Here is a 14,446-nt window from a genome sequence, read left to right as displayed (position 1 = left end):
CTCAGGCGCTCGCGGCCGCGACGGGGGCGTCCTCCTCGGCCGGTTCGGTCGAGATCCAGTTGCGTGTCGAGAGACCCAGGAGCACCAGCCCGCCGAAGAGCGGCACGAGGTACATCAGCAGCTCGGCCACCGAGTGAAGCGTGGGCATGGCGTTCAGCTTGTCCAGGTGGTAGCGCCCGTGCATGGCGAGCAACAGCGGCGCGGCCCACAGCGCCGCGCGGCGCCACGGCCCGGCCTCGCCGGCCAGCACTTCGCGCCCGGCCAGCAGGAACAGCGCGGACGAAATGAAGACCAGGGTGAAGAAGGTGCCCATGATCGGCTGGCCCGCGCCGAGCATCTCGTGGTTGGGCCAGTAGAGCAGCCAGAGCAGGCAGCAGACCCCGAGGACGGCCGAGGTGTTGCGGGCGCGGACGTGCGCGAAGGCATCGGTGAAGCCGCTCGACCTGCGCTTCATCCACGGCAGCAGCAGGATGCACAGCGGGCCGGTGATGGCGTCCACCAGCAGTGTGACCGGGTAGCCCCAGGCCTCGACGGCGACGCCCTGCCAAGTCGCCGCGATGGAGATCGCGAGGTTCATCATCGCCATGTACGCGGTGAACTGCGTCGCCGCCACGCGCGGGTTCGTCACGTCCATCATGATGGCCGAGCGAGTGCCGTACATGAGGCCCTGGAACACCGCATAGGCCATCACCGCGATCCACAGCGGCAGCAGCAGCTCGGGCATGGGCGCGCCACCCGGTGCGCGCGGCATCACGTAGCCGTGCGACTGCAGCACCCACAGCAGGTAGATCACCGGCAGGCTCATGCCCGCGAGATAGAAGGCGAGCGTGCGCCGGCGGCCCCACCGGTCCGAGAGCCAGCCGCCGAACACCATCGCGGCGGCCGAGATGATGGACGACCAGAGGTTGAGCATCGCGACCTCGTCGTCGTCCATGCCCAGTTCCACCGCCAGGTTCGATTGCAGCGCGAGGCCGAGCGACATCGCGCCGGCCGGCAGGAGGGAGAAGAACACGCCGGAGAAGGCGCCACGCGTTCCCATGAACGAGCGGAAGGACTGCACCGCGAACATGCGCATCTCGGTCGCCGCGGCGCGCCATCGCGTGACCCCGGCCGGCAGCGCCAGCGCTTCGACCACGGTCTCCTTCATCGGCAGCACCACGAAACCCGTGACGGCCGTGATCGCGGCGGCGACGAAGATGAAGCTCGACTGGAAACCCATGTAGCCGATGAGGAAGAGCACGCCGCTGCCGCCGACCGCCTGGCCGACCGAGGCGCCAGCGAACATCAGGCCATTGGCGAGCCCCCGCTCGTCCTCGCCCAACGTGTTGACGGCCAGCGAGTCGATCGCCACGTCCTGGATCGCGCCGAAGGTGTTGTGCACCAGCAGGATCGCGGTGAAGATGCCCAGGCCCGCGGGCAGCGGCACGGCGATGAGCGCGAGGATGGTCGCGGCCATCACGATCTGCGTCACGATGATCCAGGCGCGCCGGTGCCCGAAGCGCTGCGAACGGAACACGTCGACGAACGGGCCGAACGCCCATTTGAAAGCCCAGGGCAGGTAGAAGGAAGCGACGAACGCCCCGATCTCCGCGGGGCCGATGCCCTGCCGGCGCAGCTGCGTGGCGACGGCGGTGGCTGCGAAGCCCAGGGGAATGCCCTCGGTCACGTAGAGGAGGAAGAACGCCGCGAGGCGTCCGTTGCGTGTTCCGAGGAGGTTGGGCAGTCTCATGTCCGTCTGTTCTCTTTGTGGGAGTGGGGGATGAAGCGCAGGGGGTTGCCCCGGCTTGGGAGCGGGCACCATTATGCAGAGGGGCCGGACGCAGAATTCGCAGAGGTTCCGCAGAAGAAGCCAAGAAGACACCGAATTGCCTTTGGACTTTTTTGAGTTCCTTCTGCGTAACCTCTGCGAATTCTGCGTCCGGTCAAGTCCGCATTCGAGGCTGCCAACGGTCCCCGTGCTGGCAGGGTCCTTGCTTGATACAGCAAAGGGAGTGCTTCCCGCTCGCCCGTACATCAGTGTTTGCACGGTGTACGAGCGGGCGGCTTGCGCCCATCCTTTCGTTCTCATTCAAGAGCAGGAGCCTTGGTCATGCAGGAAAAACAGATTCGCGATGCGATCGAGCAGGTCAAGAGCGGCGACATGCCGCGCCGCGCCTTCATCGAGGCGATGGTCGGGGTCGGCCTCACGGCGCCGATGGCGTCGATGATGCTCATGCATGCCGGCGTGGCCCAGGCCCAGCCGAGCCCTGTCTACAAGCCGACGAAGAAGGGTGGCGGCGGCGCGCTCAAGGTGCTGTGGTGGCAGGGCGCGACGCTCCTGCAGCCGCACTTCGCCAACGGCACGAAGGACCAGGAAGGCTCTCGCATCTTCTATGAACCCCTGGCCGTGTGGGACAACGACGGCAACCTCGTGCCCATCCTCGCCGCGGAAATCCCCACCCGCGAGAACGGCGGCGTGGCGGCCGACGGCAAGTCCGTCACCTGGAAGCTCAAGCGCAACGTCACCTGGCACGACGGCAAGCCCTTCACCGCCGACGACTGCGTCTTCACCTGGGAATACGCGAAGGATCCGGCCACGGCCGCCGTCACGATCGCCGTCTTCAAGGACGTCGTCGTCACCAAGGTCGACAACTACACGGTGAAGGTCGCCTTCCAGAAGCCCACGCCCTTCTGGGCCACCGCGTTCGTCGCGGCCGAAGGCATGATCATCCCGAAGCACGTCTTCGCCCCCTACATCGGCGGCAAGTCGCGCGACGCGCCCGGCAACCTGAAGCCCGTGGGCACCGGCCCGTACAAGTTCGTGGACTTCAAGCCGGGTGACCTCGTGAGCGGCGTGGCGTACGACAAGTACCACATGCCCAACCGCCCCTTCTTCGATTCCATCGAGATGAAGGGCGGCGGCGACGCGGCGTCGGCCGCGCGCGCGGTGCTGCAGACCGGCGAGTACGAATACGCCTGGAACCTGCAGGTGGAAGACGAAGTGCTCAAGCGCATGGAAGACGGCGGCAAGGGCCGCGCGCACATCATCCCCAGCGGCGACATCGAGTTCATCCAGCTCAACCTCACGGACCCGTGGAACGAGGTAGAGGGCGAGCGCGCGAGCATCAAGAGCAAGCACTTCGCCTTCACCGACCCGGCGGTGCGCGAGGCGATGGCGCTGCTCGCGGACCGCCAGTCGATCCAGCAGTTCATCTACGGCCGCACCGGCATCGCCACGCCGAACTTCCTGAACAACCCCGCGAAGTACCGCTCGAACAACCTGAAGATGGAGTTCAACGTCGACAAGGCGAACGCGATCCTGGACGGCGCGGGCTGGAAGAAGGGCGCGGACGGCATCCGCGAGAAGGGCGGCAAGAAGATGAAGTTCGTCTTCCAGACCTCCGTCAACGGCATCCGGCAGAAGGAGCAGGCGGTGATCAAGGGCGCCTGCCAGAAGGCGGGCATCGACCTCGAACTCAAGTCGGTCACGGCCTCTGTCTTCTTCTCGTCGGACGTCGCCAACCCGGACACCTACGGCAAGTTCTGGTGCGACATGCAGATGTACACCACGACGCAGACCCAGCCGGATCCCGAACGCTTCATGAACCAGTACGTGACCGAGGAGATTTCCTCCAAGGCCAACAAATGGCAGGGCCGCAACATCGCGCGCTGGCGCAGCGACGAGTACGACAGGACCTTCAAGATGGCCGAGGGCGAACTCGACCCGGTCAAGCGCGCCGCCCTTTTCATCAAGCTGAACGACCTCGTGTGCAAGGACAACGCGATCATCCCGCTGATCAGCCGTCCGCGTGTGCGCGGCGCGGGCAACAAGCTGGTCACCACGCTCTCGGGCTGGGACCTGGACTTCAGCCAGTTGCAGAACTGGTATAGGGAAGCTTGAACGCCGCGCCGGAGTAAACCGCAGTGGGCTCCTACCTCCTGCGGCGCTTGCTGATCGCGCTGCCCAGCCTGCTGGGCATCAGCGTGGTGCTGTTCACCATCCTCGCGCTCGCGCCGGGCGACCCGTTCGGCGAGCTCGCGACGAACCCCAACGTCCCGGCCGAAGTCGCGCAGATGCTGCGCAAGAAGTTCGGCCTGGACGATCCCATCTGGCAGCGCTACTTCCGCTGGCTGTGGGCGATGCTGCAGGGCGACTGGGGCTTCTCGTTCATCAGCCGCGTCGACGTCGACAAGCTGATCTGGCAGCGCGTGCCCGTCACGCTCGCGGTCATCGGCGCGTCGCAGGTGCTCGCGCTGTGCATCGCGCTGCCCGTGGGCATCTATTCGGCGATGCGGCCCTATTCGCTCTTCGACCGCATCGCGAGCGCGCTCGCCTTCGTCGGCTTTTCCCTGCCGACCTTCTTCACCGGCCTGCTGCTGATCCTGCTTTTCTCGATCAAGCTGGACTGGCTGCCCTTCGTGTTCCGCTCGGACATCGCGGCGACCGGCTGGCAGTGGTGGTGGGAGCACATCAAGCAGGCGATCATGCCGGTGATGGTGCTGGGCCTCTTCCAGGGCGCGAGCTGGACGCGCTATGTGCGCTCCGCGATGCTGGACGTCGTGCGCCTGGACCATGTGACCACCGCGCGCAGCAAGGGCCTGTCCGAGTGGGACATCATGATGAAGCACGTGGTTCGCAACGCGCTGATCCCGGTCGTGACGCTCGTGTTCCTGCAGATGCCCGCGATCTTCGGCGGCGCGATCGTCACCGAGCAGATCTTCCGCATCCCCGGCATCGGCTCGCTGCTGATCGACGCGATCCTGCGCAACGACACGCCGGTGATCATGGGCGTGACCTTCGTCTTCTCCTGCCTCGTGATCCTCTTCAACCTGATTGCCGATCTGCTCTATGGCTGGCTCGACCCCCGCATCAGTTATCGCTGACCGCTTCGCCACGGTGGCCAGGCCCGTGTCGCTGTGGGCGGATGCATGGCGGCGCTTCCGCCGGCACAGGCTCGCGCTCGTGAGCCTCGCCGTGCTCGCGGTGATGGTGGCCTTCGTCGTGCTCGGTCCGTGGCTGTGGAAGGTGGCGGTCAACGACATCGACTTCAGCGCGCGGCTCAAGCCCCCGTCCTGGGCGCACCCCTTCGGCACCGACGACCTCGGCCAGGACATCTTCGCGCGCATGCTCTACGGCGGACGCATCTCGATGGCCGTGGGCCTGGCCGCGATGGCGATGGCGCTCACCGTCGGCGTCGCCATCGGCGCGATCGCGGGCATCTCGCGCGGCTACGTGGACACCGCGCTCATGTGGCTCACGGACCTGTTCCTGTCGCTGCCGCAACTGCCTTTGCTCCTGCTGCTCATCTACCTGTTTCGCGACGGCCTGAAGACCGCCTTCGGCCCGGAGGTGGGCGTGTTCCTGCTGATCGTGTGCGTGATCGGCGGTTTTCGCTGGATGCCGGTCGCGCGTCTCGTGCGCGCGCAGTTCTTCTCGCTGCGCGAAAAGGAATTCGTCGAGGCCGCGCGCGCGCTCGGGGCGACCACCACGCGCCAGGTCGTGCGGCACATCCTGCCCAACGCGCTCGGCCCGGTGATCGTCGCGGGCACGATCGACGTCGCGGCGGCCATCATCGCGGAGTCCACGCTGTCCTTCCTCGGGCTCGGCTTTCCGCCGGACATCCCCACCTGGGGCCGCATCCTGTACGACAGCAAGGAGTACCTGGACATCGCCACCTACTGGGCGCTCTTTCCCGGCGCGGCGATTTTCATCGCGGTGCTCGCGATCAATTTCATCGGCGACGGCCTGCGCGACGCGCTCGATCCGCGGAAAGTCATGTGATGGCGTTGCTCGAGATCAAGGGGCTCAAGACCCACTTCAAGACGGACGACGGCTGGCTGCACGCGGTCGACGGCGTGGACCTCACGGTCGAGCGCGGCGAGACGGTGTGCGTGGTCGGCGAGTCCGGCTGCGGCAAGACCGTGACGGCGATGACCGTGCTCAAGCTGATCCCGATGCCGCCGGGCAGGATCGTCGCCGGCCAGGTGTTGTGGCAGGGCCGCGACCTCGTCCCGCTCGACAACGCCGGCATGCGCAAGGTGCGCGCGAAGGAGATCGCCATCGTCTTCCAGGAGCCGATGACGTCCCTCAACCCGGTCTACACCGTGGGCGAGCAGATTGCCGAAGTGGTGCGCCTGCATGGCGGCTTCAGCCGCAAGTCGGCGCTCGACCAGGCCGCGGAGATGCTCAAGCTCGTGAACATCCCGCAGCCGGAGCGCCGCATCCACGACTACCCGCACCAGTTCTCCGGCGGCATGCGCCAGCGCGTGATGATCGCGATGGCGCTTTCGTGCAATCCGCAACTGCTCATCGCGGACGAGCCGACCACCGCCCTGGACGTGACGATCCAGGCGCAGATACTGGACCTGCTCAACGAACTGAAAGAGCGGCTGGGCATGTCGATCCTGCTCATCACGCACGCGATGGGCGTGGTGGCGGAGGTCGCGCAGCGCGTCGTCGTCATGTACGCGGGCAAGGTGGTGGAGGAGGCGACTGCCGCCGAGCTCTTCGCGCGTCCGCGCCATCCCTACACGCGGGGGCTGATCCGCTCCATCCCGCGCATCGACCGCGCCGCGACGCATCGCACGCGGCTGGAATCGATCGCGGGCACGGTGCCCAAGCTGCTCGATCCGCCCGAAGGCTGCCGCTTCGCGCCGCGCTGCAAATACGCGGTCCCCGCATGTGTCGCTGCCACGCCCGCGCTGCGCGAGATCGAGCCCGGGCACAAGGTGGCGTGCATCCGCGCCGAGGACATCACGGAATGACAGAGCCTTTGCTGCGGGTGAGCAACCTGGTCAAGCACTTCCCGATCAAGGGCGGGCTCCTGCGCCGCCAGGTGGACAAGGTGCATGCGGTCGACGGCGTGAGTTTCGACATCGCGGCCGGCGAAACGCTGGGCGTGGTGGGCGAGTCCGGCTGCGGCAAGAGCACCACCGGCCGCTGCATCCTGCGCCTGATCGAGCCCACCTCGGGCGAGGTGTGGTTCGAAGGGCGCGACGTCACCGCGATGGGCGGGGACGACCTGCGCGCGCTCGCGCGCGACATGCAGATCATCTTCCAGGACCCGTATGCGTCGCTGAACCCGCGCATGACGGTGGGCGCGATCATCGGCGAGGCGCTCACCATCCACAAGCTCGCGCGCAACGCCGCCGAGCATCGCGAACGCGTGGCCGAACTCCTCACGCTCGTGGGCCTGTCGCCCGACCACATGCGGCGCTACCCGCACGAGTTCTCGGGCGGGCAGCGCCAGCGCATCGGCATCGCGCGCGCGCTCGCGGTGAATCCGAAGCTGGTGGTGTGCGACGAGCCCGTGTCGGCGCTGGACGTGTCGGTGCAGGCGCAGGTGATCAACCTGCTGGAGGACCTGCAGGACAAGCTGCAGCTCACCTACATGTTCATCGCGCACGACCTGTCGGTGGTGGAGCACTTCTCCGATCGCGTGGCGGTCATGTACCTCGGGCGCATCGCGGAGATCGCGCCCGCGCGTGACCTTTACGCGAACCCGTTGCACCCCTATACCGAGGCCTTGCTGTCGGCGGTGCCGATCCCCGACCCGCAGGTGCGGCGCGAGCGTATCCGCCTGCAGGGCGACGTGCCGAGCCCCATCAACCCGCCCACGGGCTGCCGCTTCCACACGCGCTGCCCGATCGCGCAGTTTCCGCTTTGCAGCGCGGAGACGCCGCCGCTCAAGGAGTCGGGCGCGGGGCACTGGGTGGCGTGCCACTTGCGCGGCTGACGCCCCTCCCTACTCCGCCGGCGGCGGGGCCGACTTGAGCTGGCGCATCAGCGACCACGCGACCGCACCCAGCACCAGCACGCCGGCGACCAGCACGGCCCACAGCACCGCCGAGCGCTCGGTCATCCCGGCGGGGCGCAGCGACGCCAGGAAGCCGGGCTCGGGCTGCGCATCGCCGCCGGTGACCGCCGCAGCCGTGACGGCCTGCGGCAAGTCGTCGATGCGCTTGCCTGCCAATGCCGCCGACAACGTGGACAGCGGCAAAGCGGCTGGCGGCGTGGCGGCCCGCCCCGCCGCCAGCTGGAACGGTGCGTCGCCGGTGGCGACGAAGACCACGCGAAGCGGCTCGAATTCCGCGGCCGCCGTGATGGCTCCGGGCGCAAGCGCCGCTCCCTGTGTGGACTCGATGCGCAGCCACGCCACCGGCGCGCCATGCAGGGGCAGCGGCTCGTTGGTCGTTTCGTTCCCGGCCGAGCCGAGTCGGAAGATGACGGTGCTTGCCAGGACCCGCCACGGTTGCGACGGCTCGTTGCGCCCGAGGATGCGCACGGGCTGCAGGCTGTTGGCCTGGTTCGTCGCGAGCGACAAGGTGGCGATGGGCGTCGCGAACGGCACGCGCACTTCGAGGCCCTGTGCCTGGGGCTGCAGCGCGGGCAGTGCCGTGCGAAGGCGCGCGCGTGGCCGGAGGGTCGAGCCCGTGGTGCCCGTGACGGAGGACACGGCGACGCCTTCCTGCCCGTCCCAGTCGAGCCGCAGGTAGCGGCCTTCCAGCACGAGCGGCGCGTCGAGCTGCAGGGTGTCGTTCGCCGGGGCGCCTGCGCCCTCGAAGCGATAGAGGCGGCCGCGCGCGCCGGCGCTGTCCCATCTCGCGAGGTCGCTGCTGCTGGAAACCTCCAGGCGCACAGGTGTGTTGGGGGGCAGGGTGGCCTGCACCTGCAGGGCCGCCAGCGGCTCCTTGAGTCCGCGCGTGTCGAAGATGACCGAATCGACTCTGGCGGCGCCGGGCGCCGGCGCCTGCCCGTCGGTGCGCACCCAGACCGAGCGCTGGCCGTCCCCGATCTGCACCTGGATCGCCCCGCCCACGGGCCGGGACTGCCGCGCGCTCGTGCTGAACAGCGGCATCGCGGGGAACGCCTGCGTCGTGGAAGGTGGTGCGGTCACATGCGCGGGCGCGCCGGCGAACGCGAAGGGCACGGCCTCGCCCGCCGCGTTGAACACCCGCACGTCGCGCGCGTCGCGCGATTGCAGGCGCGCGAGCGCGTCCACTGGCAGGTCGATGCGCGCCATGCTCGCGCCTGCGGGCAGCGTGACGGGTGCGCGCCACGCGAACTCGCGCGCTTGCGGCGCCTGCGCCGACGCGGCCGGGGCGCCGCACATCGCCACGCCCCACGCGAGCGCCAGGGAGAGTCGCTTCATGACCCGGCTCCCTGCAGTTCGCTGTCCACCGGGGCGGCTTTCGCGCGCGCCGGCGGCAGCGGTGCGAAGTAGCCCACGACCAGCATCAGCACGCCGACGGCGATGAACACGAAGATCCGCTCGGACCCGCCGCGGTTGGACAGGTCGATCACGAAGAGCTTCAGCACCGTGGCGCCCAGCAGGACGGCGCCGAGCATCCACGCGTTTCGCAGCGCGCGGCGGTGCGCGCCCACCATGAGGCCGAGCGCGAGCAGCGTCCAGAGGATCGAGTAACCCGCCTGCACGAGGAAGGACGCGAAAAGGCTGCGCCCATCCCACGCCACGCCGAAGTACTGGTGCGCGACGCGCAGCCACACGGTGTTGATGGCGACGAAGGCGATACCGGCCAGCGCGTAGAGCCACACGTCTTCATGCGCCGCGCGCGGCACGTCCAGTGCGCTGCGCCGCAGACGCACCAGCCATAGCGCGCATGCCGCGAGGCCCAGCGCGACGGCGAGGTCCGTCGGATTGAGCAGCGGCACGTAGGGCAGGGGGCGCGCGTTGCCGCTGGAGTACACGGCCACGAGCAGGCTCCCCGCCGCGACGCCGGCCGCGAGCGGCGCGGCCGCGAGCCAGAGGTAGGCGCGCGCGAACCGGTCCAGCGGCCAGCCGGGCCGCGGCCGGTCGAACCACGGCTTGCGCGACAGCAGCAGCAGCACGAGGGTGGCCGCGACCAGCAGGATCACCGTCGCCCACGCGGTCTGCCAGAGGCCGCCGCGCCCGATCGCGAAGACGAGCAGGTTGCCCTCCAGCAGCACGATGAGCCACACGCCGCCCGCGTGCACCCACGGCCACCAGGAGGCCGGGGGCCCCGCATCGAGCTTGCGCAGCATCGTGTAGTGCAGGGCCAGCACGAGGGGCCATGCGAGCCAGCCGCCTTCGATGAAGACGTGGTCCATGCTCGCGGCGCCGCGGATCGCGTAGTACAGCAGCAGCGGCATCACGGCCCAGGCCGGCGTCGCCGCGATGGGCCAGGGACGCTGGCGCGCCGGCCATGCCAGCAGGTGCGCAGCGAACGCACTGGCGACCCACGCGAGCATCTGGAGGTGAAGCTGCATCGGCCGGCTGAACACGGGCGAAGCGGCGCCGAACGCATCCGGCACGAGCCGCACCGCTTCGCCGTGCAGCGCGCCGAGCCACCACAGGAAACCGACCCAGAAGAGCACGGGCGCGAGCGTGGCCTCGATGCCCGCGAAGGACCGGGCCAAGTGCGATTCGCCCATCGCGCCGGAGGGGGCGGGTTCGCGCGTCCACCACGCCATCGCCATCGCGGAGGCGGCCAGCATGAGTTGCCCGATGAAGAGCGGGTTGGCGAAGGGATGCAGGGCCACGCGCGCGCCGGGCGTGTGCTCGAGCGCGGAGAGGAAGGACACGGCGGCGAAAGCCTGCAGCGCGAGGCCCGCCGCGCGCGCGAGCCAGCGTCCCTGGCGGCGGCCCATCCAGAACACGGCCCCGCCTTCGACGGACCACACGGCGGACGTCCAGCGAGCGTCCAGCGCAAGCGGCACGGCCAGCGTGACGAAGCCCAGCCCGAGCGCCAGGAAACACTCGGCCATCCAGCGACTCGCGGCATCCGCGCCGCGCTTGCGCCGCGCCATCCACGCGCCCAGCAGCAGGTAGAACGCGCCCATGGCGAGCGACGAAAACGCGAGCGCGTAGTCGATATCGCGCATCAGGCCGGCCTGCAGGCCGAACGCGACGATGGGCACGCCGAACACCAGCGTGCCGTCGACCGCGCGCCGCGCCGAGAGCGAGTGCCGCGTCGCGTAAAGCACGCTCGCGGCGACGTAGACGAGGAAGAAGGCGATGAGGAAAGGCTCGGTGGTGTCGAGGTCTTCGGGGCGGTACTTGAGCACGCCCCACGCGGTGGCGACGCCGAAGGTCGCGAAGAAGCCGAGCAGGTTCAGCGCGCGCCACGCCTTCGCCCACGCGATGGCCGCGATGGCCACGCCGAGCAGCAGGTAGTAGCTGAAAAGGCCGACGTGGCTGCCCTGGCCGGTGGAGACGAGCAGCGGCGCCGCGAAGCCGCCGGCGAAACCGATGAAAGCCATCGCCATCGCGTTCTGCGCGATGGCGATCACCGCGGCGAAGGCGCAGATGAGGCCCAGTGCCGCGAAGGCCGCGCCCGCTGGCAGGAACTGGTAGAGGCGGAACGCCGCGAACACCGTGAGGTACAGCACCGCGACGCCCGCGCCCTGCAGCGTGAGCGCGTAAGCGAGCTTGTCCGGGGCTTTGCCGCGCAGTCGCATGCCGAAGGCGAACAGGGCGATCCCCGCGGCGGCGATCCCGGCGAGGCGCAGCTCGGGCGGCAGCAACGAGTTGTCGATGGCGTACTTCGCCAGGAAGGCGAGCCCGACGAAGACCACCAGCACGCCCATGCGCACGACCGTGTTGCCGCCGAACAGCCAATCGCGCGCCTTGCCCGCGAGCAGCGTGAAGACATCGGGTTGCGGGGGCGCAGACGGCCTGGCTGCAGGCGCCGCCACGGACGCGGCGGCGGTCGGCTGGACCGCGGCCGCCTCCTGCGGGAAGGTCTCCTGGAAATCCGGCGGCGCCGGCGCGCGGGGCGCGGACGCTGCGACCGGCGCCATGGCGGCCGGTGTGCCGACCGGTGCCGGCGCGGCGATGGGCGCCGGGGCCGGCGGTTTGTCCGCGCCGGCCTGCGCGCCGAGGCGCGCCTGCGTCGCCTCGACCTCGCGGCGCACCGCGTTTCGCAGCATGCGCCCGGCCAATGCGCCGAGAAGCGCGCCGGCCACTGTTTGCCATTCCCAGCCGTACCCGTGCCACAAAAGCCCGAGCACCGCTCCCCAGATTGCGCCCCACAGCACCATGTCGTGCCTCCATCCTCGATACGTCCAGCCGCCGGCGGCGACTGTGGCGCCCCCTGGCGCCTCGCCGGGGATGCTCATCCGTGCAGTATAAGAACTTGCTACTAGGCGTCTCGCCTCGTGCGGCGCCCGCGTCCAGTGGCGACAATGGGGCGATGGACATCGCACGCATCCGCCAGGAAGACAGGCAGCTACACGCTTTCGCATCGCTCCAGGAGGACGCCGCCGTGCAGCGCGCGCAGTCCGCCGCGCAGGGGCCGCTCGCGGGCAGGTTGGTCGCCGTCAAGGACATCTTCGACACGGCCGACCTGCCCACGGCGTACGGGTCCGCCATCTACGCGCGCCATCGCCCCGCGAGCGAGGCCGCGATGGTGGGCATCATCCGCCGCGCCGGCGGCGTGATCGTCGGCAAGTCCGTCACCACGGAATTCGCGTACCTGCAGCCGGCAGCCACGCTCAACCCGGCCGCCCACGGGTGCACCCCGGGCGGATCGTCGGCAGGGTCCGCCGCCGCGGTCGCGGCGGGAATGGTGCCGCTCGCGATCGGGTCGCAGACGGGCGGCTCCACCGTGCGCCCGGCGTCGTATTGCGGCATCGCGGGGTTCAAGCCCGGCTTCGACCTGCTGCCGACCTCGGGCATGAAGGCGTTCTCGTGGTCGCTGGACACGGTGGGCCTTTTCGCGCGCACGGTCGGGGAAGTCGCGGAATTCGCGCAGGCCGTGAGCGGCGGGCGCATCGCCGCGCCGCTGCCCGCTTCGCTCAGGCGGTGGAGCGTCGGCGTGCCGCGCGCCTACCCGTGGGGGGAGATTTCCCAGAGCGGGCAGCAGGCGATGGGCCGGGCCATCAGTGCCTTGCGGGCGGCCGGGGCCAACGTGGTGAGCTGCGACTTGCCGGCCTGGGTGGGCGAAGCCTTCACCGCGCACGACGCGATCCAGGGCTGGGAAGCTTCGCGCGCGCTGCGCCGTGAAATGGAGGAGCACGCGGCGATGCTGTCGCCGCTGCTGCGCGAGTACCTCGCGGGCGCGATGAAGGTGAGCGACGCGCAGTACGCGGATGCGCAGGCGACGGCGGGCGTCGCGCGCGCGCGCGGCGACGCGTGGTTCGACGGGATCGACGTGCTGCTCACGCCGAGCGCGCCGGACGAACCGCCGGAAGGATTCGGCAGCACGGGTGCGTCCACCTTCAACCGCGCGTGGACTTTGCTCGGCACGCCCTGCCTGTCCGTGCCGGGAGCTACCGGCATCCACGGCCGGCCGATGGGTTTGCAGGTGATCGCGCCGCGCGGCCTGGACAGCCTGTGCCTGGCGGCCGGCGCCTTCCTGGAAGGCGCGCTCAGCGCTTTCGAGCGGTGACTTCGATCTCGATACGCATGCGCGGATCGGCCAGGCCCGCGGAGATCATCATCGCGGCCGGGCGGATCTCGCCGAAATACCTGCGCAGCACGGGCCAGCACGACTCGAACTCATCCGCCTTCGGCAGGACGTAGGTCACGCGCACCACGTCGCGCAGGCTGGAGCCGGCTTGCTGCAGCGCGGACTCGATGTTCTTCATGCACTGCTCGGCCTGTTCGACCACGCCGTCCTGGATTTCCATCTTCGCGTAGTCGAAGCCGGTGGTGCCCGAGACGAACACCCATTCGCCGTCGACCACGGCGCGCGAGTAGCCGATCTGCGCTTCGAAAGTGGAGCCGGAGCTGATGAGTCGGCGGGTCATGGCGCGAATTCTACGCACGAGCCGCAAGGAAGACAGTGAAGACTGCACCTACAAGGGGAGGGTCTGCTTGCCGACCCGGGGCGCTGCGATGGGGCGCGATAGTGGGTGATCGAAGCAACCAACCTGGGACACCACAACATGAAAACCCAAACGATCGCGATCTGTGTTTTTGCGGCGCTGACCGCCGCGTCAGGCGCTGCGAGCGCCAAGGGCTGCCTGAAGGGCGCCGCCGTGGGCGGGGCCGCGGGCCACGTCGCCGGCCATCATGGGCTGGCAGGCGCGGCCGTGGGTTGCCTGGTGGGCAAGCATCGCGCAAACAAGAAGGCCGCCGAAGAGCAGGCTGCCGCGCAGTCGACCACGGCCAACAGCACGACGAACGGCACGAGCAACACCAGCACGACGACCAAGCATTGATCCGGGATACGGATCAGGCAAAGACGCGGCGGGCCTTGTCCTCGAGCTCCTGCCTGCGCATCATGATGCGCGGCACGTCGGGGTGCAGGGGGTTGATCTCGCGCAGCGCCCACGAGTAGAAGGCCTGAGCTACCGTGACATGAATGAAATTGAGTATCTTCATGTAGCGTATGGTGCGAAGCCGCAGAGCCACACCCTGTAGGTGTGTTTCCAGTGACTACGCGCCCTTTTCCGACACGGCGTGTCGGCGCGCGCGACGAGATCCGCCGGGGCCCGCGCCGGCACGCGCTTTCCCATGGACGGGCTGGCGCGAAATCATGC

General features: G+C 69.2%; 12 protein-coding genes. 7 read left to right on the top strand and 5 right to left on the bottom strand.

Features of this window, described 5'->3' with window-relative positions; genetic code table 11:
• Nucleotide 1: 1 nt before the first annotated feature.
• Nucleotides 2–1,729, bottom strand: coding sequence for an MFS transporter (locus tag I5803_RS09710; protein ID WP_196986167.1), 1,728 nt, complete (start codon nucleotides 1,727–1,729; stop codon nucleotides 2–4).
• A gap of 360 nt (nucleotides 1,730–2,089) precedes the next feature.
• Between I5803_RS09710 and I5803_RS09705 the strand changes: the two genes are divergently transcribed.
• The 5 genes from I5803_RS09705 to I5803_RS09685 are packed head-to-tail and all read left to right on the top strand — an operon-like array spanning nucleotide 2,090 to nucleotide 7,715.
• Nucleotides 2,090–3,880: a peptide ABC transporter substrate-binding protein gene (locus I5803_RS09705; RefSeq protein ID WP_196986166.1), complete on the top strand. Its 1,791-nt coding sequence runs from the start codon at nucleotides 2,090–2,092 to the stop codon at nucleotides 3,878–3,880.
• Nucleotides 3,881–3,903: 23 nt separating this feature from the next.
• A complete protein-coding gene (locus I5803_RS09700) occupies nucleotides 3,904–4,863 on the top strand; it encodes an ABC transporter permease (RefSeq protein ID WP_196986165.1) in 960 nt (319 codons plus the stop codon).
• Entirely contained in the window at nucleotides 4,829–5,761 is a 933-nt protein-coding gene (locus I5803_RS09695; protein WP_196986164.1) for an ABC transporter permease, read from the top strand. The genes I5803_RS09700 and I5803_RS09695 overlap by 35 nt, the downstream gene beginning before the upstream one ends.
• Complete coding sequence (locus I5803_RS09690; protein WP_196986163.1) at nucleotides 5,761–6,744, top strand: ABC transporter ATP-binding protein; 984 nt, start codon at nucleotides 5,761–5,763, stop codon at nucleotides 6,742–6,744. Before I5803_RS09695 ends, I5803_RS09690 begins: the two co-directional genes overlap by 1 nt.
• The gene (locus tag I5803_RS09685) at nucleotides 6,741–7,715 is read left to right on the top strand and encodes an ABC transporter ATP-binding protein (RefSeq protein WP_196986162.1); all 975 of its coding nucleotides are present in this window, start codon (nucleotides 6,741–6,743) and stop codon (nucleotides 7,713–7,715) included. The genes I5803_RS09690 and I5803_RS09685 overlap by 4 nt, the downstream gene beginning before the upstream one ends.
• Nucleotides 7,716–7,724: 9 nt before the next feature.
• Here I5803_RS09685 and I5803_RS09680 read toward each other — a convergent pair whose 3' ends face one another.
• Both I5803_RS09680 and I5803_RS09675 read right to left on the bottom strand, forming a co-directional pair.
• Nucleotides 7,725–9,131: a DUF3999 family protein gene (locus tag I5803_RS09680; RefSeq protein ID WP_196986161.1), complete on the bottom strand. Its 1,407-nt coding sequence runs from the start codon at nucleotides 9,129–9,131 to the stop codon at nucleotides 7,725–7,727.
• Nucleotides 9,128–12,079, bottom strand: a complete 2,952-nt coding sequence (locus I5803_RS09675; protein WP_231402380.1) for a DUF2339 domain-containing protein — start codon at nucleotides 12,077–12,079, stop codon at nucleotides 9,128–9,130. Before I5803_RS09675 ends, I5803_RS09680 begins: the two co-directional genes overlap by 4 nt.
• 74 nt (nucleotides 12,080–12,153) lie before the next feature.
• On the opposite strand from I5803_RS09675, the gene I5803_RS09670 reads away from it, so the two are divergent.
• Entirely contained in the window at nucleotides 12,154–13,350 is a 1,197-nt protein-coding gene (locus I5803_RS09670) for an amidase (protein WP_196986160.1), read from the top strand.
• On the opposite strand, the gene I5803_RS09665 is transcribed toward I5803_RS09670, so the two are convergent.
• Nucleotides 13,331–13,711, bottom strand: a complete 381-nt coding sequence (locus I5803_RS09665; RefSeq protein ID WP_196986159.1) for a RidA family protein — start codon at nucleotides 13,709–13,711, stop codon at nucleotides 13,331–13,333. The genes I5803_RS09670 and I5803_RS09665 overlap by 20 nt on opposite strands.
• A gap of 138 nt (nucleotides 13,712–13,849) precedes the next feature.
• Here I5803_RS09665 and I5803_RS09660 point away from each other — a divergent pair, with 138 nt between their 5' ends.
• A complete protein-coding gene (locus I5803_RS09660) occupies nucleotides 13,850–14,125 on the top strand; it encodes a hypothetical protein (protein WP_196986158.1) in 276 nt (91 codons plus the stop codon).
• Between the two features lie 13 nt (nucleotides 14,126–14,138).
• On the opposite strand, the gene I5803_RS09655 is transcribed toward I5803_RS09660, so the two are convergent.
• Nucleotides 14,139–14,288, bottom strand: a complete 150-nt coding sequence (locus tag I5803_RS09655) for a hypothetical protein (RefSeq protein ID WP_196986157.1) — start codon at nucleotides 14,286–14,288, stop codon at nucleotides 14,139–14,141.
• Nucleotides 14,289–14,446 lie beyond the last annotated feature (158 nt).

The sequence above is a fragment of the Caenimonas aquaedulcis genome, from assembly GCF_015831345.1.
GTDB lineage: Bacteria > Pseudomonadota > Gammaproteobacteria > Burkholderiales > Burkholderiaceae_C > Ramlibacter > Ramlibacter aquaedulcis.
Note: the sequence above shows the minus strand (reverse complement) of the source record. Positions and strands in the feature narration are given on the sequence as shown.

What these genes read in the sequence shown, in the direction of transcription:
- I5803_RS09665 (WP_196986159.1), bottom strand. Translation starts at nt 13,711, where the DNA reads ATGACCCGCCGACTCATCAGCTCCGGCTCCACTTTCGAAGCGCAGATC.
- I5803_RS09705 (WP_196986166.1), top strand. Translation starts at nt 2,090, where the DNA reads ATGCAGGAAAAACAGATTCGCGATGCGATCGAGCAGGTCAAGAGCGGC.
- I5803_RS09685 (WP_196986162.1), top strand. Translation starts at nt 6,741, where the DNA reads ATGACAGAGCCTTTGCTGCGGGTGAGCAACCTGGTCAAGCACTTCCCG.
- I5803_RS09680 (WP_196986161.1), bottom strand. Translation starts at nt 9,131, where the DNA reads ATGAAGCGACTCTCCCTGGCGCTCGCGTGGGGCGTGGCGATGTGCGGC.
- I5803_RS09695 (WP_196986164.1), top strand. Translation starts at nt 4,829, where the DNA reads ATGGCTGGCTCGACCCCCGCATCAGTTATCGCTGACCGCTTCGCCACG.
- I5803_RS09710 (WP_196986167.1), bottom strand. Translation starts at nt 1,729, where the DNA reads ATGAGACTGCCCAACCTCCTCGGAACACGCAACGGACGCCTCGCGGCG.
- I5803_RS09660 (WP_196986158.1), top strand. Translation starts at nt 13,850, where the DNA reads ATGAAAACCCAAACGATCGCGATCTGTGTTTTTGCGGCGCTGACCGCC.
- I5803_RS09690 (WP_196986163.1), top strand. Translation starts at nt 5,761, where the DNA reads ATGGCGTTGCTCGAGATCAAGGGGCTCAAGACCCACTTCAAGACGGAC.
- I5803_RS09675 (WP_231402380.1), bottom strand. Translation starts at nt 12,079, where the DNA reads ATGAGCATCCCCGGCGAGGCGCCAGGGGGCGCCACAGTCGCCGCCGGC.
- I5803_RS09655 (WP_196986157.1), bottom strand. Translation starts at nt 14,288, where the DNA reads ATGAAGATACTCAATTTCATTCATGTCACGGTAGCTCAGGCCTTCTAC.
- I5803_RS09670 (WP_196986160.1), top strand. Translation starts at nt 12,154, where the DNA reads ATGGACATCGCACGCATCCGCCAGGAAGACAGGCAGCTACACGCTTTC.